20 protein-coding genes are annotated in these 22,162 nt (G+C 56.4%); 8 read left to right on the top strand and 12 right to left on the bottom strand.

The features are described 5' to 3' along the window. The 3 genes from sthA (at nucleotide 1) to AC2FJ5_RS01310 (ending at nucleotide 2,664) form a co-directional block, all read left to right on the top strand. Nucleotides 1–1,449 carry a Si-specific NAD(P)(+) transhydrogenase gene (gene sthA, locus AC2FJ5_RS01320; RefSeq protein ID WP_142636327.1) on the top strand — a complete coding sequence of 483 codons (1,449 nt, stop codon included), beginning with the start codon at nucleotides 1–3 and terminating at the stop codon, nucleotides 1,447–1,449. Next, a complete protein-coding gene (locus AC2FJ5_RS01315; protein ID WP_281972917.1) occupies nucleotides 1,446–1,901 on the top strand; it encodes a YaiI/YqxD family protein in 456 nt (151 codons plus the stop codon). Before sthA ends, AC2FJ5_RS01315 begins: the two co-directional genes overlap by 4 nt. A 142-nt stretch (nucleotides 1,902–2,043) precedes the next feature. Then, nucleotides 2,044–2,664, top strand: coding sequence for an HAD family hydrolase (locus AC2FJ5_RS01310; protein WP_496703206.1), 621 nt, complete (start codon nucleotides 2,044–2,046; stop codon nucleotides 2,662–2,664). 1 nt (nucleotide 2,665) lies between these two features. Here the strand turns inward: AC2FJ5_RS01310 and AC2FJ5_RS01305 are convergent, their stop codons facing one another. Continuing rightward, complete coding sequence (locus AC2FJ5_RS01305) at nucleotides 2,666–3,904, bottom strand: MFS transporter (protein WP_496703207.1); 1,239 nt, start codon at nucleotides 3,902–3,904, stop codon at nucleotides 2,666–2,668. A 146-nt stretch (nucleotides 3,905–4,050) separates the two neighbouring features. Here AC2FJ5_RS01305 and zapE point away from each other — a divergent pair, with 146 nt between their 5' ends. After that, the gene (gene zapE, locus AC2FJ5_RS01300) at nucleotides 4,051–5,109 is read left to right on the top strand and encodes a cell division protein ZapE (RefSeq protein ID WP_496703209.1); all 1,059 of its coding nucleotides are present in this window, start codon (nucleotides 4,051–4,053) and stop codon (nucleotides 5,107–5,109) included. A 59-nt stretch (nucleotides 5,110–5,168) separates the two neighbouring features. On the opposite strand, the gene AC2FJ5_RS01295 is transcribed toward zapE, so the two are convergent. Genes AC2FJ5_RS01295 through AC2FJ5_RS01280 form a run of 4 tightly spaced genes read right to left on the bottom strand, consistent with a single transcriptional unit; the run spans nucleotide 5,169 to nucleotide 11,404 of the window. Next, complete coding sequence (locus tag AC2FJ5_RS01295; protein WP_496792115.1) at nucleotides 5,169–6,443, bottom strand: bifunctional folylpolyglutamate synthase/dihydrofolate synthase; 1,275 nt, start codon at nucleotides 6,441–6,443, stop codon at nucleotides 5,169–5,171. Then, on the bottom strand, nucleotides 6,440–7,357 hold the full coding sequence (accD, locus tag AC2FJ5_RS01290) for an acetyl-CoA carboxylase, carboxyltransferase subunit beta (protein ID WP_142636339.1): 918 nt from the start codon (nucleotides 7,355–7,357) through the stop codon (nucleotides 6,440–6,442). The genes AC2FJ5_RS01295 and accD overlap by 4 nt, the downstream gene beginning before the upstream one ends. A gap of 59 nt (nucleotides 7,358–7,416) precedes the next feature. Continuing rightward, nucleotides 7,417–8,313 (bottom strand): CPBP family intramembrane glutamic endopeptidase, encoded by an 897-nt coding sequence (locus AC2FJ5_RS01285; RefSeq protein ID WP_496701856.1) that lies wholly within the window; start codon nucleotides 8,311–8,313, stop codon nucleotides 7,417–7,419. Beyond that, nucleotides 8,306–11,404, bottom strand: a complete 3,099-nt coding sequence (locus AC2FJ5_RS01280; RefSeq protein ID WP_496792113.1) for an ABC transporter transmembrane domain-containing protein — start codon at nucleotides 11,402–11,404, stop codon at nucleotides 8,306–8,308. Before AC2FJ5_RS01280 ends, AC2FJ5_RS01285 begins: the two co-directional genes overlap by 8 nt. A 246-nt stretch (nucleotides 11,405–11,650) precedes the next feature. Here AC2FJ5_RS01280 and AC2FJ5_RS01275 point away from each other — a divergent pair, with 246 nt between their 5' ends. Both AC2FJ5_RS01275 and AC2FJ5_RS01270 read left to right on the top strand, forming a co-directional pair. Beyond that, on the top strand, nucleotides 11,651–12,412 hold the full coding sequence (locus tag AC2FJ5_RS01275) for a DUF6478 family protein (RefSeq protein WP_496701852.1): 762 nt from the start codon (nucleotides 11,651–11,653) through the stop codon (nucleotides 12,410–12,412). A 10-nt stretch (nucleotides 12,413–12,422) separates the two neighbouring features. Further along, nucleotides 12,423–12,770, top strand: a complete 348-nt coding sequence (locus AC2FJ5_RS01270; protein ID WP_496689313.1) for a hypothetical protein — start codon at nucleotides 12,423–12,425, stop codon at nucleotides 12,768–12,770. Nucleotides 12,771–12,844: 74 nt separating this feature from the next. Here AC2FJ5_RS01270 and AC2FJ5_RS01265 read toward each other — a convergent pair whose 3' ends face one another. After that, the gene (locus AC2FJ5_RS01265; protein ID WP_496701850.1) at nucleotides 12,845–13,543 is read right to left on the bottom strand and encodes a helix-turn-helix transcriptional regulator; all 699 of its coding nucleotides are present in this window, start codon (nucleotides 13,541–13,543) and stop codon (nucleotides 12,845–12,847) included. 133 nt (nucleotides 13,544–13,676) lie between these two features. Here AC2FJ5_RS01265 and AC2FJ5_RS01260 point away from each other — a divergent pair, with 133 nt between their 5' ends. Further along, on the top strand, nucleotides 13,677–14,033 hold the full coding sequence (locus AC2FJ5_RS01260; protein WP_496792111.1) for a VOC family protein: 357 nt from the start codon (nucleotides 13,677–13,679) through the stop codon (nucleotides 14,031–14,033). 125 nt (nucleotides 14,034–14,158) lie between these two features. On the opposite strand, the gene AC2FJ5_RS01255 is transcribed toward AC2FJ5_RS01260, so the two are convergent. The 6 genes from AC2FJ5_RS01255 to AC2FJ5_RS01230 all read right to left on the bottom strand — a co-directional run bounded on the left by AC2FJ5_RS01255 (nucleotide 14,159) and on the right by AC2FJ5_RS01230 (nucleotide 21,271). After that, entirely contained in the window at nucleotides 14,159–15,499 is a 1,341-nt protein-coding gene (locus tag AC2FJ5_RS01255) for a S41 family peptidase (RefSeq protein ID WP_142636359.1), read from the bottom strand. Between the two features lie 6 nt (nucleotides 15,500–15,505). Further along, nucleotides 15,506–16,636, bottom strand: coding sequence for a murein hydrolase activator EnvC family protein (locus AC2FJ5_RS01250; protein WP_496792109.1), 1,131 nt, complete (start codon nucleotides 16,634–16,636; stop codon nucleotides 15,506–15,508). Further along, complete coding sequence (gene gpmI / locus AC2FJ5_RS01245) at nucleotides 16,633–18,150, bottom strand: 2,3-bisphosphoglycerate-independent phosphoglycerate mutase (RefSeq protein WP_496792107.1); 1,518 nt, start codon at nucleotides 18,148–18,150, stop codon at nucleotides 16,633–16,635. The genes AC2FJ5_RS01250 and gpmI overlap by 4 nt, the downstream gene beginning before the upstream one ends. Before the next feature lie 104 nt (nucleotides 18,151–18,254). Continuing rightward, nucleotides 18,255–19,928, bottom strand: coding sequence for a sulfatase-like hydrolase/transferase (locus AC2FJ5_RS01240; RefSeq protein WP_496749828.1), 1,674 nt, complete (start codon nucleotides 19,926–19,928; stop codon nucleotides 18,255–18,257). A gap of 66 nt (nucleotides 19,929–19,994) precedes the next feature. Beyond that, complete coding sequence (gene nqrM / locus AC2FJ5_RS01235) at nucleotides 19,995–20,231, bottom strand: (Na+)-NQR maturation NqrM (RefSeq protein ID WP_271948901.1); 237 nt, start codon at nucleotides 20,229–20,231, stop codon at nucleotides 19,995–19,997. A gap of 14 nt (nucleotides 20,232–20,245) precedes the next feature. Beyond that, a complete protein-coding gene (locus AC2FJ5_RS01230) occupies nucleotides 20,246–21,271 on the bottom strand; it encodes an FAD:protein FMN transferase (RefSeq protein WP_496792105.1) in 1,026 nt (341 codons plus the stop codon). 363 nt (nucleotides 21,272–21,634) lie between these two features. Here AC2FJ5_RS01230 and AC2FJ5_RS01225 point away from each other — a divergent pair, with 363 nt between their 5' ends. Continuing rightward, on the top strand, nucleotides 21,635–22,159 hold the full coding sequence (locus tag AC2FJ5_RS01225; protein WP_142636370.1) for a CBS domain-containing protein: 525 nt from the start codon (nucleotides 21,635–21,637) through the stop codon (nucleotides 22,157–22,159). Nucleotides 22,160–22,162 lie beyond the last annotated feature (3 nt).

Genomic DNA, 22,162 nt, shown 5'->3' with positions numbered 1-22,162 from the left:
ATGAGCAAATACGACTATGACCTGATCATTGTCGGGTCCGGCCCTTCCGGTCGTTCGGCGGCGATTCAGGCAGGCAAGTTGAAACGCCGGGTGCTGGTTATCGACCGCAAGGATCGATTGGGTGGGGTCTCGGTCCATACCGGGACCATCCCGTCAAAAACTCTCCGCGAGACAGTGCTGAACCTGTCTGGCTGGCGCGAGCGCAGCTTTTACGGGCGCTCGTACCGGGTAAAGGATCAGATCCGGGCCGAAGACCTCAAGGCTCGGTTGCACATGACGCTGGACCATGAGGTCGACGTGCTGGAACATCAGTTCAACCGGAACCACGTGGAAACCTTAAATGGTCTGGCAAGATTTGTCGGTCCCCACGAGATTGAGGTTGCAACCGACGCAGGCGAAACCACACGTCTGTCCGCCGCAAAGTTCCTGATCGCCACCGGAACCAAGACCTATCGTCCCGATTATGTGCCCTTCAACGGGAAGACTATCGTCGATGGCGATGATTTTCTGGAGATGGCCGAGATACCGCGCTCGCTATGCGTGATCGGGGCCGGTGTAATCGGTGTGGAATATGCCACGATGTTTTCCGCGCTTGATGTACGTGTCACCCTGATTGAACCCCGCGAGACGTTTCTGGATTTCATCGACAGCCGGCTGATCCACGACTTTACCCACCAAATCCGCGAAAACGGCGTGGATTTGCGGCTGGGCTCTGCCGTTGAAAAGATCGAAGATGGAGGTAGCCACGTAGAAGTGACGCTCGAGAATGGACGGCATGTCCGGGCCGAGATGTTGCTGTTTGCCGCCGGGCGGATGGGCGCGACCTCGGCCTTGAATCTGGATGCTGTCGGGCTGACAACCGATCACCGCAACCGGATTGAGGTCGATCGCAAGACCTATCAGACAGCGGTACCGCATATCTATGCGACCGGAGATGTAATCGGACATCCCTCGCTGGCATCAACCTCGCTGCAGCAGGGGCGCGTGGCGGCATGTCACGCGTTGGAGACCCCGACCCTGCCGGAAAGCCCCTGGTACCCTTACGGCATCTATTCGGTGCCCGAGATATCCACCTGCGGCATGTCCGAAGAGGAACTACAGGAGCGCGATATCCCTTATGAGGTTGGCGTCGCGCGATTCCGCGAAACTTCTCGCGGGCATATCATGGGGTTGGAACATGGCATGTTGAAGATGCTGTTTTCGCTGAAAACCCGCCGGGTTCTTGGTGTGCAGATCGTAGGCGAAGGCGCGACTGAGCTGATCCATATCGCACAGGCTGTATTGAACCTGAAAGGCACAGTGGATTATTTCGTTCAAAACACATTCAACTACCCGACCTTGGCCGAGGCTTATAAGATCGCTGGTCTGGATGCGTTCAACCGGATGCCCATCCCCGAGGAATTCAAGGTCAAGAAGAAGCCTGCCGAGAAACAGGCAAAGAAAGCGTGACAACCCTGTACATAGACGCAGATGCCTGTCCAGTGAAGGCCGAGGCCGAGCGTGTAGCGACCCGACATAAGATTCCGATGGCTCTGGTTTCGAACGGTGGCCTGAGGCCTTCGGCCAATCCTCTGGTACAGGTTGTGATCGTGTCCGCAGGTGCGGATGAGGCCGATAAATGGATCGCAGAGCGTTGTGGTACAGGGGACGTGGTTGTGACCTCAGACATTCCTTTAGCCGCGAAATGTGTTGAAGCAGGTGCGCGTGTATTACGTCACAACGGCGAGGCCTTTACCGCCGCCAATATTGGTCAGCAACTGGCGATGCGCGACCTGATGGCAGACCTGCGTTCGGCAAACCCTCTGGGCGCCGGGGGCGGTGGCAAGCCTTTTGGCAAGGCCGATAGGTCCCGGTTTTTGGATGCGTTGGAACGGGAATTGCGGGCGGCACTAAGGGCGTGACCCTCCCGCCCGTCACAGACGCATCAGAGATGCGTCCCCTCCGGTTGGGCCGGGCAGCGCTGCGCGCTGCAGTTCCTGTCTTGAAAAGCGCAGCAAGGATTGATTCAGTCAGCCCCAGCAGAGATTCTAAGAAGGTTTGTTCATGCCAATAGAAGCGGTGGTTTTCGACATCGGGAATGTCCTGATAGAATGGCAGCCAGAACGGTACTACGACGCGGTTATTGGTGAAGACCGTCGCCGGGCCATGTTTGCCGAGGTTGACCTGCATGGAATGAATGATCTGGTTGATCAGGGGCATCACTTCACGGACACCATCTATGGCTGGGCTGATAAATATCCCCAATGGCGGGATGAAATTCGGATGTGGCACGACAAATGGATCGAATTGGCCACGCCAGAAATTCCCCACTCGGTACGACTGCAACGTGCGCTGCGCGCCAAAGGCATCTCGGTCTTTGCGCTCACAAATTTCGGGGTGCAGAATTTTGAGTATGCAACCACGGTCTATCCATTCCTCAACGAGTTCGACCGGCTGTATGTTTCAGGTCGCATGCAGACAGTGAAACCGCATGTCCCGATTTACGAGATGGTCGAAGCCGATTGTGGTCTGGCGCCCGAGACGTTGTTGTTCACCGACGACCGGATCGACAATATCGAAACGGCGCAGGCGCGAGGCTGGCAAACGCATCATTTTGAGGGCCCGCTAGGATGGGCAGACCGGTTGGTGGCAGAGGGGCTTTTGACCCGCGAAGAGGCCCGCTAGATTAGGCTGCGACGGGTAGCGGCCGGTTCTCGCGGATGGGAAGGTGAACGATGGCGCTGAAGGCGCCGATGGCCACGCCGATCCACCAGACAAAGGTGTAATCTCCGTACTGGTCATACATGCGGCCGCCAAGCCAGACGCCAAGAAAACTGCCGACCTGATGGCTGAAGAAGATGATGCCGTAAAGCGTACCCATGTAGCGCAACCCATACAAATGTGCGACGAGCCCCGAGGTCAGTGGAACCGTTGCAAGCCAGAGCGAACCCATGACCAATGAGAATACAACGACCGTGATTGGCGTGATCGGCAGGATTATGAAAGCCGCCGCTGTAAGCGTGCGGGCGGCATAAATAGAGGCCAGAAGGTATTTCTTGGGAAAGTGCATTCCGGCCCACCCCGCCAGCAATGTCCCTCCGATATTGGCCAACCCGATCAATGAAATCGACACAGCCCCTAATGCGGAAGTTGTCGTTATACCAATGGAATCCAGTATTCCACCCGGCTGAATCGGGCCGCACATTTCGGTAACGAAAGCGGGAAAATGCGCTGTGATAAAGCCAAGCTGATAACCACAGCTGAAAAATCCCAGGAAAATCAGGGTATAAGACGGGTCCCGGAAGGCCTTGCCCAGAATTTGCCCCATGCTTTCTTCGATTTCGGCTTTGGTTGCGGCTTGGGGCGCGCGCATGAAGGGCAGAGTCATGACCAGTGCCAGGATGGCAACGGCAAACACGATGAAAACCTGTTGCCAGGGCATAAAAGACAAAAGCCATTCCGCCGTTGGAGCACCCAAAACCTGGCCAAAGCTTCCTGCCGCTGTCACGACGGCCAGAGACATAGAGCGGTTATGATCAGAGGACGCCCGCCCAACTACGGCAAGCACGACACCAAACCCCGTGCCGGCAATCCCAAAGCCCACAAGCCAGGCGTACATCTGATGCTCGAACGGGGTAACGGACCACGCCGACAACACCATGCCCGCTGCATAGGTCAATGCCCCGAGCACAATCGCACAGCGATCCCCCACCTTCTCGGCGATGGCGGCAAAAATGGGTTGTCCAATTCCCCAAGCGAGATTCTGGATCGCAATCGCCATCGAAAAATCGGTGCGCAGCCAGCCGAATTCAGTCGCAATGGGGATCTGGAACACGCCAAAGGATGCCCGCACGGCAAAACTGACGGCGATAATTATGCAGCCGACGATCAAGATCGGGTTTAGCAGGCGCGCGTGTTGGGGCATTGAATCCTCGGAATGGCCGAGCCGCGACGGTACGCAAATTTGTACCGTGGTCAATTCAGGAGTTTTGGCGCCGCGGATAAGCAAAATTGATGCATCTTCCAAATGCCTTCTTTTCAACGCCCTGAGGTGAAGGTATCCCTCGGGATATGTCAGATTTGATATCGCTTTACGAGGCACGCATCGCCGATGGCACTTTGACGCGGGACGATGCGCAAGAGGCTGTCCTTCCGCATTTCGAACGCATTCGCGCGGCCTTGGCTACCCCGGTCAGGCGTGGTTTCTTTCGCAAGGCACCCCCGCCGCCCCAGGGACTTTATCTGTGGGGCGGAGTTGGTCGTGGCAAGTCGATGTTGATGGATATGTTTGTCGACGCGCTTGGCGACATCCCTGCCCGTCGCGTCCATTTTCATGCTTTCATGCAGGAAATCCACGCGGGGATGCACAAAGCTCGTAAGGACGGAGTTGAGGATGCGCTTGCACCGGTCGCGGACTCGGTTGTCAAATCCGTAAAACTGCTGGCATTTGACGAGATGCAGATCACCGATATCACCGATGCGATGATCGTCGGGCGGTTGTTTGATCTTTTGCATGCTGGCGGGGTCGTGGTCATCACCACATCCAACCGGCACCCGGACGAATTGTACAAGAACGGCTTGAACCGCCAGCTCTTTTTGCCATTCATCGCGCATATCAAGGAACAACTTCAGATATGGGAACTGGTCTCGCCCACTGATTACCGACAGAACCGTCTTGAAGGTGCGCCAGTCTATTTCACGCCGATCGGCCCCGAGGCTCGACAGAATATCCGATCCGTCTGGAACGATCTCGCGGGCGGTGCGGCGGAACCGCTGATGTTGCAGGTGAATGGCCGTGCTGTCGAATTGCCGGCCTTTCGGAACGGGATAGCCCGAGCAAGCTTTTATGACCTGTGCGGACGGATGCTGGGCCCTGCAGATTATCTGGCCGTTGCCGAGGCAGTCAAAGTTCTGGTTCTGGAGGACATCCCGCGCCTTTCCCGGAATAATTTCAATGAGGCCAAGCGCTTTGTGACGTTGATTGACGCCTTGTACGAGGCGCGGGTTCGCCTGATCTGTTCGGCGGCAGCAGAGCCCGAGATGTTGTATGTCGAGGGTGAAGGGACGTTCGAGTTCGAACGCACTGCCTCGCGACTGCGCGAGATGCAGGCTGAGGATTGGGGGGCATAGGGGCGCTGCCCTGTCACGTTTTGCGCGCCTCCCCCAGGGTATTTCCGCCGGGTGAAGACCTATCCGTTTTCGCGTAGGATGTTGCCCGCCAAATAGAGTGATCCGCAAATCAGGATACGGGCCTGAGGGTCTTGGTCTGTGATTTTCTGCAGGGCCGCGGATACACTCTCTGCTGTGTCGGCTTTCATGCCAACCTGGTCAGCAGCCTGCGCCGTATCTTCAGCGCTAAGCGTCGCGGCCTCACCCGGTATCGACACTGCGGTCAAGCTTTGAGCCTGCGTGGCAAGCGGTGCAAGATAGCCAGCGACATCTTTGGTGTTGAGCATTCCGCAGATCAAATGTGTCGGAGATTGCGGTAATTTTCTCAGCACTTCAGCAAGCGCAATTCCCGCGGCGGCATTGTGCCCACCATCCAGCCACAGCTCGGCCTGTGCGGCCTGTTCAACAAGCGGGCCGGATTTCAGACGCTGCATCCGTGCTGGCCACTCGGCCTTGGTAACGGCGGCCTCATAGGCCTGATCACCAAGTTCGAGATGGCGCAATACCGCTATTGCCGCACCCGCATTCTGAATTTGATGTGCGCCAAGCAAGTTGGGCAGCGACAGATCCCGCAGCCCGATTTCGTCCTGATACACAAGACGTCCGTTTTCCTCGGTCACATGCCAGTGCTGACCGTGTACCAGCAATGGGGCACCCAGACGGGCCGCTGTATATTCGATGACCTCAAGCGCTTCGTCCTGCTGTGGGCCGACGATACAAGGGACGCCCGGCTTGATGATCCCGGCTTTTTCGGCAGCGATCTTGCCCAACGTGTCGCCTAGAAACTGTTCATGGTCGATGGAAACCGGCGTGATAACCGTCACGGCGGGTTCGTGCACCACGTTTGTTGCATCCAGGCGCCCGCCAAGGCCGACCTCAAGCAAGGTATAATCAGCCTGTTTGCGGGCAAAGGCCAGGAGGGCCGCACAGGTCGTAATCTCGAAATAGGTGATGTTCTCACCACCATTGGCGGCATAGCACTCATCAAGGACGTTTGTCAGTTCGGCTTCCGAAATCAACTCACCTGCCAGCCGAATACGCTCGTGAAACCGGGCAAGATGCGGAGAGGTATAGGCGTGAACCGTTTTCCCCGCCCCTTTCATACCGGCGCGGATCATAGCCTGCGTAGACCCCTTGCCATTTGTCCCTGCGATATGAACGACCGGAGGCAATTTGGTCTGAGGGCTTTCCAGTGCGGCAAGCAAACGCCACACCCGATCCAGCGTCAGGTCAATGATCTTGGGATGCAGCGCCATCATCCGATCAAGGATGACGTCTGACGATGGCGAAGTCATTCCTGATCCGCGTCTTTCTCTGGGGCTTCGGGGGTGGGCGCGGGCAAATCACCTTTGACCGCAGGAGGCTGATTCATCAGCATGCGGGTAATCGTGATCAATTCGTCACGCATTTCGGTACGCTTCGTTACCCGGTCCAGCATTCCGTGGTCCAGCAAGTATTCTGCGCGCTGAAATCCTTCGGGCAGCTTTTCCCGAATGGTCTGTTCGATCACGCGCGGGCCTGCAAAGCAGATTAGCGCATTGGGTTCCGAGATATGGACGTCGCCCAGCATCGCATAAGAAGCGGTCACGCCTCCGGTGGTAGGATGGGTGAGTACAACGATATAGGGCAGTTTTGCCTCTTTCAGCATCTCAACCGCCACGGTGGTTCGCGGCATCTGCATCAAGCTCAGGATGCCTTCCTGCATTCGCGCGCCACCCGCTGCCGAGAACAGGATCAGCGGGCGTTTCAACTTAACTGCCTCTTGCGCCGCCGCAATGATGGCATTGCCGACATACATACCCATCGAGCCGCCCATGAACGAGAAATCCTGGGCTGCTGCCACGATCGGCGTACGTCCGATATCACCTTTGGCGACCAGCATCGCCTCTTGCTCGCCAGTTTTCTTCTGCGCTGCTTTCATCCGGTCGGGGTATCTCTTCTGGTCCCGGAACTGTAGCGGATCATCTTTGGGAGCGGGAACATCGACCTCGGTAAATATACCACCGTCAAACAGGTGCCCGAACCGGTCGCGCGGAGTGATCGCCATATGATGATCACATTGGGTGCAGACATTCTGGTTTTCCGCCAATTCGCGGTGGAACAGCATCGTGCCGCATTCGTCACACTTGTGCCAAAGGTTTTCCGGGACTTCCCGGCGCGAGAAGATCGAATTAATCCGGGGACGGACGTAGTTTGTGATCCAGTTCATGTCGGAACCTTGCTAGTACGGCGTTGACGTCACATAAGACGCTACGGAAAGAATTGCAATCAGCGCCTGAGCGCAAGGCGCGCGATAAACCAGCTGACAATCATCACGGCAAAATCCACATATAACCATTGCCGCAATGTCAGAGTATCGGTCATATCAAAGGGCAGTACAAATAAGGCAAGACCGCTGAGGGTGTCAGGGAGCGAGACAAACAAGAGCGCTATGACATTGTTGAAAAAATGCAGCGCTATGGCCGGGCCCAGGGTTCCCGCCCGCGCGGTCAAATCCGCAGCCAAAAGTCCAAACAGACCAGTCCACAGCACCAGCAACTCTGCATTGCCGCCCGCCGCATCGGGCGAATAGTGCCCCACCGCGAATAGAAGCGACGGTACCCCCATCCAGATGATCGGAGAACGGAATCGCGCCGCCAGGCTTTGCTGCATATATCCGCGGAAAAGCAGCTCCTCCGCACTGATTTGGACAAACACAGCCAATAGCGAGAGAGGCAGGAATACCAGCCAAACCGAAAAGGACAGGTTTTGAACAAGCTGCGCGCCCATAATGACGTGCGGCACGGTTACAATAACCACGCCAAGCACCATCAGGGCGCGCAGCACAAGCCAGAACTGTCTGGCCGCTTTGCCCCTAGTCCCTAAAATAGAACCCAGGGACCGCTTCTGAAACTGTCGCGCTGCGGTCCACACACCAAATGTGACAAACCCAAAGCTTGACAGCAGGATCACCATCGAGATCGGGGTCGAGCCGTTCATCAACCCGCTGGCCCATTCCTGCGGTCCGGCCACGGTTACGACTGCAAACAGGATCAGATTGAAGACGGTTGCAACGACCACGATTGTTGCCAGGCCGGCCAGCAGACGCCACAGCTGTGGTTTGTCGCGTGCGTCGGCGACCAGTTGCTCATGCGGGGCGTAAGAGGGCGCGCGGATTTCAGACATTCTGGTGGGAACTTTCGGTCTGGTCCTCATCATCGAAGAACAAGGTCGATGCTTTGGTGGCGTTGATCTTTTCCGAAATGGTTGTCAGGTATCCGGCAACTGTTTCAAGCAACTGAACCGCAACGCTTGCATCGCTTTCGATCACCGCGCGCAGTTCCACTGCACCAATCCGCAGGAATGAACAGTTTTCGCCTGCCACAAGATCCAACTGCCTGGTCTCACCGGTGATAACAGACAGGTCACCGATCAGGCGCCCGGGTTCAATGACAGATATGGACCGGGTCGAACCGTCTTCTTCGTGCCACATCAGCTTCGCATGACCCGAAATGCACAGATAGGCCGCATCCGGCGCCTGCCCACGAGAGAAAATGACCTGACCAGCGGCAGCATCATACCACTGCGCCGAAAACGCCAGCAATCTCTGGTTGCGACCGTCGATATTGGCAAAAAGCGGAGTTGACGAGATAATCTTCAGCTTGCGGCTGAGGTCAGCGGTGGTGCCGGATTCTTGTTCGAGCTGCGTTTTCGAGACACCGTCAATGCGGCCATCCTTGATTTCAACAAACAGATCATAGGCCTCGGGATGGGCGAAACTGTCCTCCATGAAAATCATGATAGAATCGGGCAGCAGTTCGCGCAGTTTCAACCGGGTGCGTAAACGGCTCTCAGAGTCATGGCTGGCCAACGCTTTATCCAGGATTAGCAAATCCGGCCGTTTAATCCCGGCGCGCGAGAAGGCAATTCGTTCCTGAAAGACGGTTGTCAGATTGTTCCCACCCAGCCCTGCGGACAGATCATAGACGATGGCCGCTGCCTGTCTGCGCAGACCTGCGGCATTGATCACTTCGGCAACCACATCCTCTATCTCGTCAGCATGAGCACCCGCCGTCACAGACACCCGCCCGAAAAGCGCATTTTCCATAACTGTCATACGCGCGATGTATGTGTCCGGTGTGACCGGTACAAATATCTCTTGCAGGCTTCTGCGTAGCCTCTCGCCCTGTTCAGTGCGGATTTTCAGAATCTTCTGTTTGTATTCATCCGGGAAATCAGGGCCAATCTGTTCGGCGGTCAGCAGGAACGGAACGGTCAGAAGAAAGGCGTGTTCGCGCTGCGACAGCTCGTCCACTCCTTTTGCCTTGCGCTTGTCTTCGATTGCCAGCAGCCGATGGAACATTTCCTTGCTCAAGCCCAGGCGCAGGAACAGCGGATGGTCGGTTCCGTCCCGCCCAAAAGCATGGCTCAGCGTTTCCAGAACAGCGCTTGAGATACTCAGCGCGTCGTCATCAAGCTCATGTGTACGCAGCATTTGCATGAACCGATTATCGCCGGCCAGAATGTCCGGCGAGATTTCCTGCGACGGTGCTGCATAAAGAAGGTTGCCGCCCAAAGGCACAGTTGGGTTGAACCTGTCCGGATCGAACCGGTAGACAAAGCGGTCCAGATCTTTTTCCACCAACTTGTCATGGATGGGGCCACGGAGGTCGATGATATTTTGCACAAACTCGGGATGCTGATCCGGATTCAACTGGCTGCGCAGGGTGCGGCGGAACATGAATTCATCCGTTCCCATCGCCTCGACCAGCTTGAACCACCAATCCTGGATGTCGTCAGTGTTGTTGAGCCCGGCCAGACCGGGATCAATCCATTCATCTGACAGCGAATCCACCGAGTTCCCCGCTCGCGCGGCCTCGACCTGGCGGCGGCTAGGGGCCCTGGCGGCGTCGGCTTCATGCTGAGGGCGTGTTTTCAGGGGCATCATCAAGTTGTCCCCAATCGACCCATCAAACAGATATGGTCGAGAATAGGCATATCCGATCCGCGCCGCGATGACGGATTGGTGCAAAGATTGGATGTCAAGTCCGGCAATCGTGACGTCGCCCTGAACCGGCAGCAATTCGCGGGTCAGCAGCTGAGCCAATGCCCCTCTTTCGGCCGCATTCGAGGATTTGATGGCCACGCGGGCCCCTTTGGGTATGACGAGGTCTATATCCTCGAGAACAGTTTTCCCATCGTTATCCCGAACGGTAATATTCTGCAGCTTGATCTCGCCAGTCAGATGCGGAATGGAATCAGGCTCGCCCTCGAACAGCTCTTCGGGCACCATGTTGTCGGGTGCGAAGCGTTCGGTCACGATTTCCCACCGCAACGACATGTCCTGAACCTGATTGTAATAGGTCAGCAGATCCTTCCAAGGTCCGCTAAGATCCTTATATGCTCCCAGTGCCGCCACCAGTGCGCCCACTGTTACTTCGCCCGTGATCGCCAGGTATCCGCCCACCGAATAAAACAGAAACGGGGTCATCTGAGTGATCAGATTGTTGAGAAACTTCATGAAGAACTTTTTGTTATAGATCTTGAATCGGATCTCGAACAAAGTTCCCAAACGATGGCTGAACTGGGCCAATCTGTGCCGCCAGCCTCCGTTGGTGCGCAGATCACTGATCCCGGCTGCGCTTTCGCCGATTTCTGAGCTCAAGCGCCTAACTTCTTGAATTCGGTCTTTGTTCAACAGGTTGATCTGGCGCTGCAATTTTGGAATCAACCAAGCCTGCAGCGGGATCAGCGCAATACTTGCAAGACCAAACCACACGCTTTGCATGAACAGAAACGTCACAATGGTCATCATTTGACCAAACTGGAATACGGGTTGTGCGATCGCATCCCCCATCAGGCCGCCCATCGGTTCAGCTTCGGACGTGATCATCGACACCAACTCGCCCTGACTGGTGGTGGCAAAATAGGATTTCGGGAACCGCAGAGTTCGGTGGATCAGCGTGTACCTCAGTCGGCGTAACATGCGTTCGGCCAACACACCTTTCATGGTGTTGATCCGCATTTTCATCAGACCGCTGGCGATGACCGTCGCCAGAAAGGCCAGACACAGAATCAACAAATACTGCACCTGCGTCACCGTAACTCCTAAGAAAGTTACCGAGCTGCCTGGTGCACCAATCGCATCGTTAATGATCTGCTTGGGCAGCTCCAGTGATGCATAGAGGAAGGGAAAAGAAAACAATGTCAGCAGCAACAAAACCAGTTGCTGTTTCTTGGAATGCTTCCAGATGAATGCGAATAGAGTGGGTTCCATGCCCCGTCTTTGCCTCGGAAATATTGCTATAGGGTTGTAACGGATGGTCCACTGCAATCAGGTGTCAGACGGTACGCACTGACCGGGTCGATTGCAAGAACGGCGCCCTCCGTAACAGGTCACAACTTTGCTGCCTAGCCAAAAGCGTGTTCACATTTTCGGTAATTTACCGACGCTATGATGCAAATCGGCTTTATCCTCGGGTGGATATCCGACAAAAGATGTGTGGAGCAATAGATTGGGATCATGGGCAAGCTACTGGATCGCTATATTCACCGCAAAGCACTTACGCGCTGGCAGCGGGACGCCCGGGCAGCGCCCGAAGCTGTGCTTTCTGAATTGCGGCTGCAGCGTGATGATGCACGTCGCTTGCGATCCGAGCTGGATGCGCTGATCCTGCAGGCTAACAGCCGCCTTACACGGCCTGTGGCGGGATCAACCCATTTCCCGAAACCGTTGGGCACCGACTGGAGCTGGAGGCCCGAGCTGTGGCGCTATCCTCAGCCCCGCCCCGGTGTCGCCTCGGCCCCGCGTAAGGCACGTATCAACGATGAGGCAACGCTGTTTCACGACTGTCCGCGCCAGGAAATCAGCACGCGCCAGATCAGGAACACGCGCAAGCATGATCTGTCACCGTTCAGCTTGGCGGTCGAGGTTTTCGGGTTCGAGGGATCATTTCTCTCTCTCTCTATCGAGCTTCCACAAGAGGCTGTGCAAGAGCTGACGCGGCAGCATCTGATCCGAGTCGATTGCCATATTGAGGCCGAACGCCCACAGGAATTGTTCGCGCGGCTCAATATTCGACACGGCCCAAACGCCGAACAGGTTCTGCGCAAACTTGATCCTACTGGTCCTTCAAACAGCGTGGATTTTGATCTTGCACATTTACCACTGAATGAACGCCGCATGGACAAAGTCTGGCTGGATATCATTCTGGATAATCCTTGGATGAACCGGATAGTGTTGCAGGACCTGACCGTCTGTCGTCACCATCGCGCCGATTTATGAGAACCCTGCCATGACCGATCTGATACTCACATCTCTGGGCCTGGAAAATGGTACCTGGATGGGCCACCTGCAGGCCGATACGCAGCCCGAGATCAGCGTGTCCTACCGTGGTGACGCGCTGGATGAGGTTCACCTGTCACCAGCCGACACCGGATGGGAGCTTCGTGTACAGGTGCCTGATGTGGCCCTGTCTGACGGGGTCCACAGTTTTGTAATCTCAGATTCCGTTTCAGGGCTTAAACTGGGCGGGTTCTCGATCATTGCAGGAAACGCCGCCGCCGATGACCTGCGCGCCGAACTGGACCTGATGCGAGCAGAGCTTGATATGCTAAAACGAGTCTTTCGCCGGTCTCAGTAGGCGGTAGAAGGGCGGACGAAGTGCGTGCCTATAATTCAGGTGTCATTGTCCGCTTACTGTTGGCCATGACCCGATCACATCGAAGAATCATCAATTACCAATGAGGGTTGAAATTTTTCTTTCGGCAGGAGCTTGAAGCGCATTTCGCCCATTGAGGCCCCAAGCATCCGGTCGCACCGAAATGTCCTTGGTTCGTTTCTCAGACGGTCGATCGCAACGACGTACCAAATGGGATACTTCAACAAGAGATACTGAGGCTCAATTTGCCGGTTGGAAATAACACCGTCTTCTCTTTGATATCGCAGCTCCAAGACCTTCTGATCGACGAAAGCCTGATGAACCGCTTGCACAATCCTTTTTGGTGGGGCGCTCGCGCTGGCTTGAACATAAGTCGAAGCCGTGACGCCTATGATAATACGGGACTTGAGCTGGTTCACCTTGTTGCGTTTCTCGGGTGAAAACGAGGCCACAAGCTGCCGCCTTACCGAAGCCAAGTTCGCAAGCAACATTGGTGATTTCATCTGCTCTGCGACAGCAATGCTGATTAGCAGATCGACCGCCTCAGCGTATGTCAGGTTCATGCGACCAACGCCCCAGTTGCGGTCGAGGCGCACACCTCCTCCACGACCGCGATCAGCGTCTATCTGCATGCCTTGGTCCCGCATAAGCACAAGGTCGCGGGCTATCGTGCGCATACTGACACCATGCTGTTGCGCCAAGTCTCTAACCGTACAATGGGCATCTTGCTTGAGTTGAACCGCAAGCAATTCCAATCGCCTCAGTCTGTTGTGTGTATTAGCTCGTGCCATGAATCAAATAAGACATAAAATGGCACATTAGTCGATATAGCTTGGGTCACTGAAACCATTGCCTGACGCAGGCCACTCACTTGCAGGAGCTAAATCGATGAAAATGAATTACTTTGTTGTCGGAACGAATGACATGGCAGCTGCAAGAACCTTCTACGACACACTGTTTTCGCAATCGGGTCTCCAAAGCATGTCGCCTTCAGAAAGAATGACTTACTGGCTTGGAAAGGATTTTGCCTTCGCCGTGGCCAAACCCTTCGACACGTTGCCGGCCACTAACGGTAATGGAACGATGGTTGGATTTTGCGTTGGTAGCGAAGCAGAAGTCAGAAGGCTGCACGCTTTAGCCACAGATCTCGGGGGTGATTGTGAGGGGGCCCCCAACCAACGAGGGCCAAAGTTCTCTGCATACGTTCGAGACCTGGATGGAAACAAGATGTGTTTTTCTGACTAGCTTTTCACAGAGCGGACGTTGGTTGGGAGACAACATAGGTGGCATCGGGCTCTAAACAGCCACCCTATCTCGATCGGCAGCGGCCCCATCAGGAAAAGGGCCGCCTGTTAGGCGGCCCGGTTTCTTTATTGCGATGGCCCGTCCGGGTTGAAGGCTGACAGCCCCTTGAGGATGTCGATGGCATAGGCCAGCTGGTAATCCTCTTCCCGCAATTCGGCGGTGGCTTCGGCCTTGGCCCTATCTTCTTCGATCTGGCGGATTTCATCCTCGCTCAGGCTGTCATTGTTCAGACTGCCACGCAGATCAGCCTCGGAACGGGTGTTCCCATTGGCCTCTTCTTCCTCGGTCTCCGGGGCTGGGCGGGGCTGTTCAACGATGATGTCGGGGCTGACACCAAGCGCCTGAATAGACCGGCCCGACGGCGTGTAGTAGCGCGACGTGGTCAAACGCATCGCGCCATCGCTCCGCAGTGGCATGACAGTCTGGACCGAGCCTTTGCCGAAACTTTTGGTTCCCACAACGATTGCGCGGCGATGATCCTGCAGCGCGCCGGCTACAATCTCGGATGCTGAGGCGGACCCGCCATTGATCAGCACCACAATCGGCTTTCCTTCTGCCAGATCACCCACAGTTGCGTTGAAACGCTCACCATCGCTTGGATCGCGGCCACGGGTTGATACGATCTCACCCTCGTTTAAGAATGCGTCCGAAACCTTGATTGCCTGTGTCAGCAGACCACCGGGATTGTTGCGCAGGTCCAGAACGACACCATTCACCTTGTCGATCCCTCCGGCCTCTTCGATCTGCTCGGCCAGGCCTTCCTGCAAGTTGGGATAGGTTTGGTCGTTAAAGGTGGTCACACGCAGAACCACACTGGTCCCTTCGGTGCGCGCGCGTACTGCCGTCAGTTTGATCGTGTCGCGGATGATAGGCACGTCAAAAGGTTCCTGTTCACCCTCGCGGACAACGGTGATCACGATTTCCGAGCCCACCGGCCCGCGCATCAGATCGACCGCCTTGTCCAGGGTCAGGCCCAGTATGCTTTCGCCATCGACATGGGTGATGAAATCTCCGGCTTCGATCCCGGCCTCATCCGCAGGCGTATCATCGATCGGCGAGACAACTTTGACAAAGCCCTCTTCCTGCGTGACTTCGATACCCAGACCGCCAAACTCGCCACGGGTCTGGACCCGCATCTGTTCGGCATCATCCGGGGACAGATAGCTGGAATGCGGATCCAGCGAGGTCAGCATACCGTCAATGGCCGCCTCAATCAGGTCTTCGGGCTCAACCTCTTCGACATATTGCGCGCGGATGCGTTCGAAAATATCGCCAAACAGATCCAGCTGTTCATAGACACTGGCCTTGTTTTCGGCTTCTTGGGCAAGCAACGGACCGGCGATCTGCGTCGTTACAATCAGGCCTGCTATAGTTCCAGCCAAACCGGCCATCACAAATTTCTTCATACTCGTTTATCCATCCTTGTCGGTCCGAAACCACGATTCCGGGTCCACGGGGCTGTTATCCTGTCTTACCTCTATATAGAGCGTTTCTGATCGGTCAGTTCCAGTGCCATCACCGCTTGTTGACAAAATTGCGCCGATTTCCTTCGATTCTGCAGGCATCAATCCGACTGGCGTCCCCCGGGGAATCACCTGACCGGCTTCTCCGTAGACCTCTTGTAGCCCGGAAAAGACAAATAGAAGCCCCGGTTGCGGCTCGAGGATCACCAGATTCCCCAACTCCAGTAGTGGCCCGCGATACCGTATCGTGGCCGCCGTTGGCGAGGTGACTATTGCGCGCGGTCGGGTGCCCAATACGATACCAGGGCGTTTGACACCGGCCGCATCGGTTTCATTTGCCCGGTGCAGGATGATGCCCTGCGTCGGCAGCGCAATCTGACCCTTGATACTTGATATATCCGCATCCGTTTCGGCGATTTGCCCTTCGGAGATCTGGGAAAGCCCGCTGGCAAAACCGTCAAGCGTTTCAGTCGATGAGATCAGGATAGCTGTGCGGATCGGGTCCTCGACAAAGCGCCGCGGCAAATCCGTTCGGTCTGCGATGGCGGTGCTGAGCTGGGTGCGGGCATTCTGAACGCCGGTCAAGCCCTCGACCAAGGTTTCCGAGGCGCTTTGCTGCAGCAATCGCAGCGTGCGCACTTCCTGAAGATCACGCGCAAGAGCCTGCGCTTTTGCGTTCAGGCCCGGCGTAACTTCGGACAGCATCATACCGGCCCGGGCCGAGCCCAACGGCCCTGACGGGTGTAGCATCAGAACCGGAGGCGCCGTGGTTTCGATCGTTTGCAATACGCCCAACAGCTGTGCCACATCCTTTTCCCGACTGCGCAATTCGGCTGTTAGCTGGGCTTCGCGTGTTGCCGCCCGTCGTAGGCCATCGCGCATGGCCGACAGACCCGCCTCATACGCCTGTATGGTTTCGGTCAGGGCACGGACCCGGTCGCGGGCGCTTTCGGCCTCGGTCAACGATACTGATGCCTGCTCAAGCATCTGCGCTGCATTCAATGCGGCGGTCGCGGGGTCGGTCTGGGCAACCGCCCTGGATGCAAAGAAGATCGCCAGAAGCAGCGCACGAAGCGTCATGAAAGCAGGCTCTTTCCAGTCATTTCAGGGGGCTGATCCAGCCCCATCAGGTCCAGCAATGTGGGTGCCAGATCAGACAGGCGCCCATCGTGCAGGGATGCCCCAGCGGGTCCCCCTACCAAGGCGACGGGCACGGGGTTCAGCGTATGGGCCGTATGCGGCCCGCCGGTTTCGGGGTCGACCATCATCTCGCAATTTCCGTGATCGGCGGTAATGATCATTGCGCCGCCTGCGTTTTCCAACGCGGCAACCACTTGCGCCAGCCCTTGATCCACAGCCTCGCAGGCGCGGATTGCCGCCTGCAGATCGCCGGTATGCCCAACCATATCCGGATTGGCATAATTGGTTATGATCAGATCATAGCCCGCCCCGATGGCTTCGACGAATTTTGCGGTTACTTCGGCCGATGACATCTCGGGTTGTAGGTCGTAGGTCGCCACTTTGGGTGATTTAGGCATAAAGCGGTCTTCGTTCGCCTCAGGCACTTCCTTGCCGCCATTGAGGAAGAAGGTCACATGCGGGTACTTCTCGGTCTCGGCGAGACGGAATTGGCTGAGCCCATGTTTCGCCACCCATTCACCCAGGGTATTCACGATTTCGCGCTTGGGGAACACCGTGGTCATATAGGCGCTGTGCCCGTCGGAGTATTCGACCATGCCCAGCAGGGCTGAAAGCTGCGGGCGCGGGCCGGTGTCGAAATCGTCAAAGCCGGGTTCGCCAATCGCCCGCAGGATTTCACGAGCCCGGTCGGCGCGAAAGTTGAGGCAGAAGAAACCGTCTCCGTCTGATATGCCGTCATACCCGGTGAGAACTGTCGGGACGATAAATTCGTCCGTTTCCGACTGCTGATAGGCCTGATCCACGGCATTGCGCGCCGAAACAGCGCTGCGCCCCTGCCCTTTGATCATTGCACCATAGGCTTCGCTGACACGTTCCCATCGGTTGTCGCGGTCCATGGCAAAATAGCGCCCGCAGACCGAGGCAACACGGGCGCCGTCGGGCAAGCGTTCCTCAAGCTCTGTGATATAGGTCGGCGCTGATTTCGGGGCCACATCCCGGCCATCCGTAACCGCGTGCAAGGCAACGGGCACACCAGCATCCGTTATCGCCTTTGCCGCAGCAATGATATGGCTCAGGTGGCCATGCACTCCCCCGTCCGAGACCACCCCCAACAGATGTGCGGTGCCACCTGCAGCCTTTACCTTACCGATAAAGTCCTGCAGCGCGGAGTTGGCAAAGAAAGAACCGTCCTCAATCGCCAGATCAATCTGTCCCAAATCCATCGCAACAACGCGGCCAGCCCCAATATTTGTGTGACCGACTTCGGAATTGCCCATCTGACCACTTGGCAGACCAACATCCGGACCATGCGTGATCAGCTTGGCATGCGGACCGTTTGCCATGATCGCATCGAATGTCGGCGTATCGGCAAGGTAAGGCGCATTGGCTCCGGTGTCCTCGGACAGGCCCCAGCCATCAAGAATACACAGGACGACGGGTTTCGGGGCGGTCATTTCGGCTCTCCGGGTTTGCTGCTCTTGGTTGGTCTTGTATCGCCTGCCCCGCGCAGGGTGAACCGCCTTTTGCCCTGATCAGGTCAGAATTCATGTTACAAAGGCTATTCCTTGCCGGTATGGTCCAGATAGGGGCGCGCTTTGCGGCCTCTGTATTTCACGGTCAAATCCAGTGGCGCGTCGTTTTCGTCATAGATTCCAATAACCACCCCTCTGCCCCGACTATTGGTGCGCATTTCGATCAGTTGCTGTTCGGAACGTGTTGTGCGCTGCGACGGGCGACGCGCCCAAGTGAACAGATGGTCATACATCTTGGCGATGATATCCGCGTGTTCAGCACTGTTGCCAAGGTCGGTTAGTTCATTCGGGTCGTTTTCAAGATCGAACAGCAGTGGCCTATGCCCGCCTTCGCAATGGATCAGCTTCCAATTCTTGTTGGCCACCATGAACATCACTGCATCCCGAACCGAGGCATTCAGCTTTTCCGCCATGGGCGAGGCGGAATAGTCATACTCACTGACTACCACATCCCGAGGTGTCTCGACCTGATGGCCACGCAAGATCGGCAACAAGGAGTGACCTTCCAGAATGTGACCCGACGCTTCGCCTCCGGCTATTTCCAAGAATGTTGGGGCGAGGTCGATGGACTCGACCAGCGCGTCGCTGACAGTGCCACGGGTCGCCTCAGCCTCGGGGGATGGGTCATAGATGATCAACGGCACCTTGACCGATGCGTCCTGAAAAAAGGTCTTCTCACCCATCCAGTGATCGCCCAGAAAATCCCCGTGGTCCGAGGTTAACACGATCATCGTGTCCTCCATTCGGCCCGTCTTTTCCAGCCATGCGAACAGCCGGCCCATCTGGTCGTCGGCCTGCTTGATCAGACCCATATAAGCGGGGATCACGGCGTCGCGCACATCCTGCCGCGAGAACGCCTCGCCAACCTTGGTGTCCATGAATGCCCGGAGCACCGGATGCGCTTTCTGGCGTTCCGCCTCAGACCGGACCACGGGCAGGATATGTTTCGGTCCGTACATTGAGGCATAGGGTTCCGGCACGACATAGGGCCAGTGCGGTTTGATAAAGCTCAGGTGGCAACACCAGGGGCCGTCATGGGTTTCCACGAATTCGATCCCCCGCCCAGTCAGATAGGGCGTTTCGCTGTCTTCCTCGGCAATATTCGCCGGTTGGGACGAGTTCTTGAGAAACCAGCCCGACAGAACATTGCCCTCAGCGTCGAGACCTGAATTGGCGAAGTCATGCCAGGGGTTGTCACTGTCATATCCTTTGGCCGATAGGTATTTGTTGTATTCCTTGGCCCCGTCCGGGTCATAATACCCATCCGGCCCTTCGGGCAGCATTCCGTCATCACGCTCGAACACGTCGAACCCGCATTCGGCCACGCGGGCACCGATCAGACTGTCCGGTTCCAGCCCCAACCGCGCCATGCCTTCGGCATCCGCGCGCATATGGGTCTTGCCCACCAGCCAACAGTCCATCCCAGCCTTGCGCAGATGATCACCCATGGTCATCTCACCCACTTTCAGCGGGATTCCATTCCAAGAAGCCCCATGCGAATGCACATAGCGCCCGGTATAGGTCGACATACGGGAGGAACCGCAAATAGGAGACTGGATATAGGCCCTGTCGAACCGCACACCACGCGCTGCCAGGCGGTCTATGTTGGGGGTGTGCAGATGCGGATGTCCGTAACAGCTCAGATAGTCCCAGCGCAGCTGGTCGAACATGATGAACAGGATGTTTCTTGCTTTGGCCAAATCTGCGCCCCCGTTATTCAGGGACCTGCTTAGCCAATTCCAACCGCCAAACGAAGCGCTAAGTTATTAGGCCTGCCGTTCCATCTGCTCAAGCATCTTTTGGGCGCGTTTGCACTGAAGCTTGTCGCGCAAGGGGCTGTTAGGGTCCACGTCCTTTTGGCAGACCACACATTTATCCGCACCCGAGATCGCATTCAGGCCACCGCAGCTGCCCTTGATGGTCTTACCCATCAACATTACACCCAGCGACATGCCAACCATGATGATCAGCAGCAGAATGAAGGCCAGAATAAAAGTGCTCATCTCAGCTCAACCCGTCAGTTGGTGCCCAACGCCTCTTTGAACGCTGTGCTGTGTACCGTGATATAGGCATCCTCACCGCCTGTCACATCCCGCGAGATGAAATACACGGCAAGTTTATGCGTCTCGGCAAGTTTCAAACCCTTTTCCTGACCCAAGGCCAACATCGCTGTCGCCCAAGCATCTGCCATCATAGCATTTTCGGCCAGTACCGTGACCGAAGTGGTCCGATGCGTGATCGGGCGGCCAGTAGTTGGGTCAATGATATGCGAATACCGCACACCATCTTGTTCAAAGAAATTCTTGTAATCGCCGGATGTCGCCATACCCAGATCATCAAGCTGTACGATCAACTGCAGATTCTGCGCATCGGCCTGGGGTTTTTCGATCCCTATCCGCCAAGTTTCACCCTTGTCGTTATCGCCTCTTGTGACCAGATCGCCGCCGATCTCGACCATATAGTCCTCAATCCCAGCCGTGCGCAGCGTTTCGGCCACGGCGTCGATGCCATACCCCTTGGCAATGGCGGACAGGTTAATGCCGACTCCGGCATCGGCCTTCGCCAAAGTTCCGGCATCGCGATCCAGTTGCAGCAATCTGGCCTGTCCGACCCTGCCCAAAGCCGCCTGGATGTCAGAATCTGCGGGCACCGGATCTTCCGGTTTGCGCGGACCAAAGCCCCACAGCTCGATCAGCGGGCCGAGAGTCACGTCGAATGTACCCCCGGATTTCTCGTGCACATCATTCGCGGCATCAAGCACCAGCGCAAATTCATCCGAAACGGCTACAGGTTCAGTGCTGCCCGAGTCCGAGAAGGTCGAAACCTCGGAATTCGGGTCCCAGTTCGACATCTTTGCGTTAACTTCGGCCAGTGTCTGTTCGACCGCACCCGCCAGCGCTTCTTCATCAACATCGACACCGATGGCCGTGATGTTGAAGGACGTCCCCATCGTTTCGCCTGACAGGCGTACCACCTCGGGCTCTTCGTCGAACAAGCAGCCGGAAATAAGTGTGGCGACAGCCAGGACTGGCAAGAAACGCATGTGGGTCCCTCCTGAGGAAAAGCGTGCCCGGCGTATGACAGCGGCCCCAATCAGAGTCAAACCTGCATCAGGCTTTCAGCGGCAGGAAGCCTAGCGCCAACAAACCGATTCCGGCGGGCACCCCGAACAGCCATGCTTTCTTCTGCCATCCCGGAGCCTGCTGTTTCCAGGTCATGCGAAAATTATGGCCACAAACGACAACCGCAAAAAATATCAGCGCGGCAACAGGGGGGGTCAGATAAAAGTTGGACAACGGGCCGGATTTCCTTGGTTTTTGGCAGTTTTCCCCGGTTTGGGCATTTGTACCCTATACAGGTCATATGGCTGCGGTAAGGTGAAAAGCAAAGCAAGAGGAGATTGCCCATGGCCCCAAGCTCTTACCAGCCACCGACACGCGGCGACAAGGCCGCGGCTGCCTCGCATAGCCAGTCGGTTGAATCGAACCTTTCTCATACACAGACAACAGTCGAAAAGCTGCTTGTTGGCAAAGGGGACGCGGTTTTTTCCGTGCGCCCGAAAGACACAATTCATTCGGTGGTGAATATCCTCAAGGAAAAGCGGATTGGCGCTGTGGTGGTGACAGATCAGAACGGTACGCTTCAGGGTATCCTGTCCGAGCGTGATATTGTGCGCCGTATGGCCGATACTCCGGGCCAGACCCTGCCCCAATCTGTCGAAGATCTGATGACCCGCAGTGTACAGACCTGCGCGCCCGAGGATCTGTTGAACGATGTGCTGAAAACCATGACAGAGGGGCGCTTTCGCCACATGCCCGTCCTCAGCGATGGCCATCTTCGTGGCGTGATCACGATCGGTGATGTCGTGCATTTCCGCCTCAAAGAGCTGGAGTATGAAGCCCTTCGCATGAAGCAGATGATCGTCGGTTGACAG

Source organism: Ruegeria sp. CDSA221 (assembly GCF_059611825.1).
Note: the sequence above shows the minus strand (reverse complement) of the source record. Positions and strands in the feature narration are given on the sequence as shown.

Excerpts from the sequence above, each read along its gene's own strand:
- sthA (WP_142636327.1), top strand. The coding sequence starts at position 1 with ATGAGCAAATACGACTATGACCTGATCATTGTCGGGTCCGGCCCTTCC.
- AC2FJ5_RS01310 (WP_496703206.1), top strand. The coding sequence starts at position 2,044 with ATGCCAATAGAAGCGGTGGTTTTCGACATCGGGAATGTCCTGATAGAA.
- AC2FJ5_RS01305 (WP_496703207.1), bottom strand. The coding sequence starts at position 3,904 with ATGCCCCAACACGCGCGCCTGCTAAACCCGATCTTGATCGTCGGCTGC.
- zapE (WP_496703209.1), top strand. The coding sequence starts at position 4,051 with ATGTCAGATTTGATATCGCTTTACGAGGCACGCATCGCCGATGGCACT.
- AC2FJ5_RS01295 (WP_496792115.1), bottom strand. The coding sequence starts at position 6,443 with ATGACTTCGCCATCGTCAGACGTCATCCTTGATCGGATGATGGCGCTG.
- accD (WP_142636339.1), bottom strand. The coding sequence starts at position 7,357 with ATGAACTGGATCACAAACTACGTCCGTCCCCGGATTAATTCGATCTTC.
- AC2FJ5_RS01285 (WP_496701856.1), bottom strand. The coding sequence starts at position 8,313 with ATGTCTGAAATCCGCGCGCCCTCTTACGCCCCGCATGAGCAACTGGTC.
- AC2FJ5_RS01280 (WP_496792113.1), bottom strand. The coding sequence starts at position 11,404 with ATGGAACCCACTCTATTCGCATTCATCTGGAAGCATTCCAAGAAACAG.
- AC2FJ5_RS01275 (WP_496701852.1), top strand. The coding sequence starts at position 11,651 with ATGGGCAAGCTACTGGATCGCTATATTCACCGCAAAGCACTTACGCGC.
- AC2FJ5_RS01270 (WP_496689313.1), top strand. The coding sequence starts at position 12,423 with ATGACCGATCTGATACTCACATCTCTGGGCCTGGAAAATGGTACCTGG.
- AC2FJ5_RS01260 (WP_496792111.1), top strand. The coding sequence starts at position 13,677 with ATGAAAATGAATTACTTTGTTGTCGGAACGAATGACATGGCAGCTGCA.
- AC2FJ5_RS01255 (WP_142636359.1), bottom strand. The coding sequence starts at position 15,499 with ATGAAGAAATTTGTGATGGCCGGTTTGGCTGGAACTATAGCAGGCCTG.
- AC2FJ5_RS01250 (WP_496792109.1), bottom strand. The coding sequence starts at position 16,636 with ATGACGCTTCGTGCGCTGCTTCTGGCGATCTTCTTTGCATCCAGGGCG.
- gpmI (WP_496792107.1), bottom strand. The coding sequence starts at position 18,150 with ATGACCGCCCCGAAACCCGTCGTCCTGTGTATTCTTGATGGCTGGGGC.
- nqrM (WP_271948901.1), bottom strand. The coding sequence starts at position 20,231 with ATGAGCACTTTTATTCTGGCCTTCATTCTGCTGCTGATCATCATGGTT.
- AC2FJ5_RS01230 (WP_496792105.1), bottom strand. The coding sequence starts at position 21,271 with ATGCGTTTCTTGCCAGTCCTGGCTGTCGCCACACTTATTTCCGGCTGC.
- AC2FJ5_RS01225 (WP_142636370.1), top strand. The coding sequence starts at position 21,635 with ATGGCCCCAAGCTCTTACCAGCCACCGACACGCGGCGACAAGGCCGCG.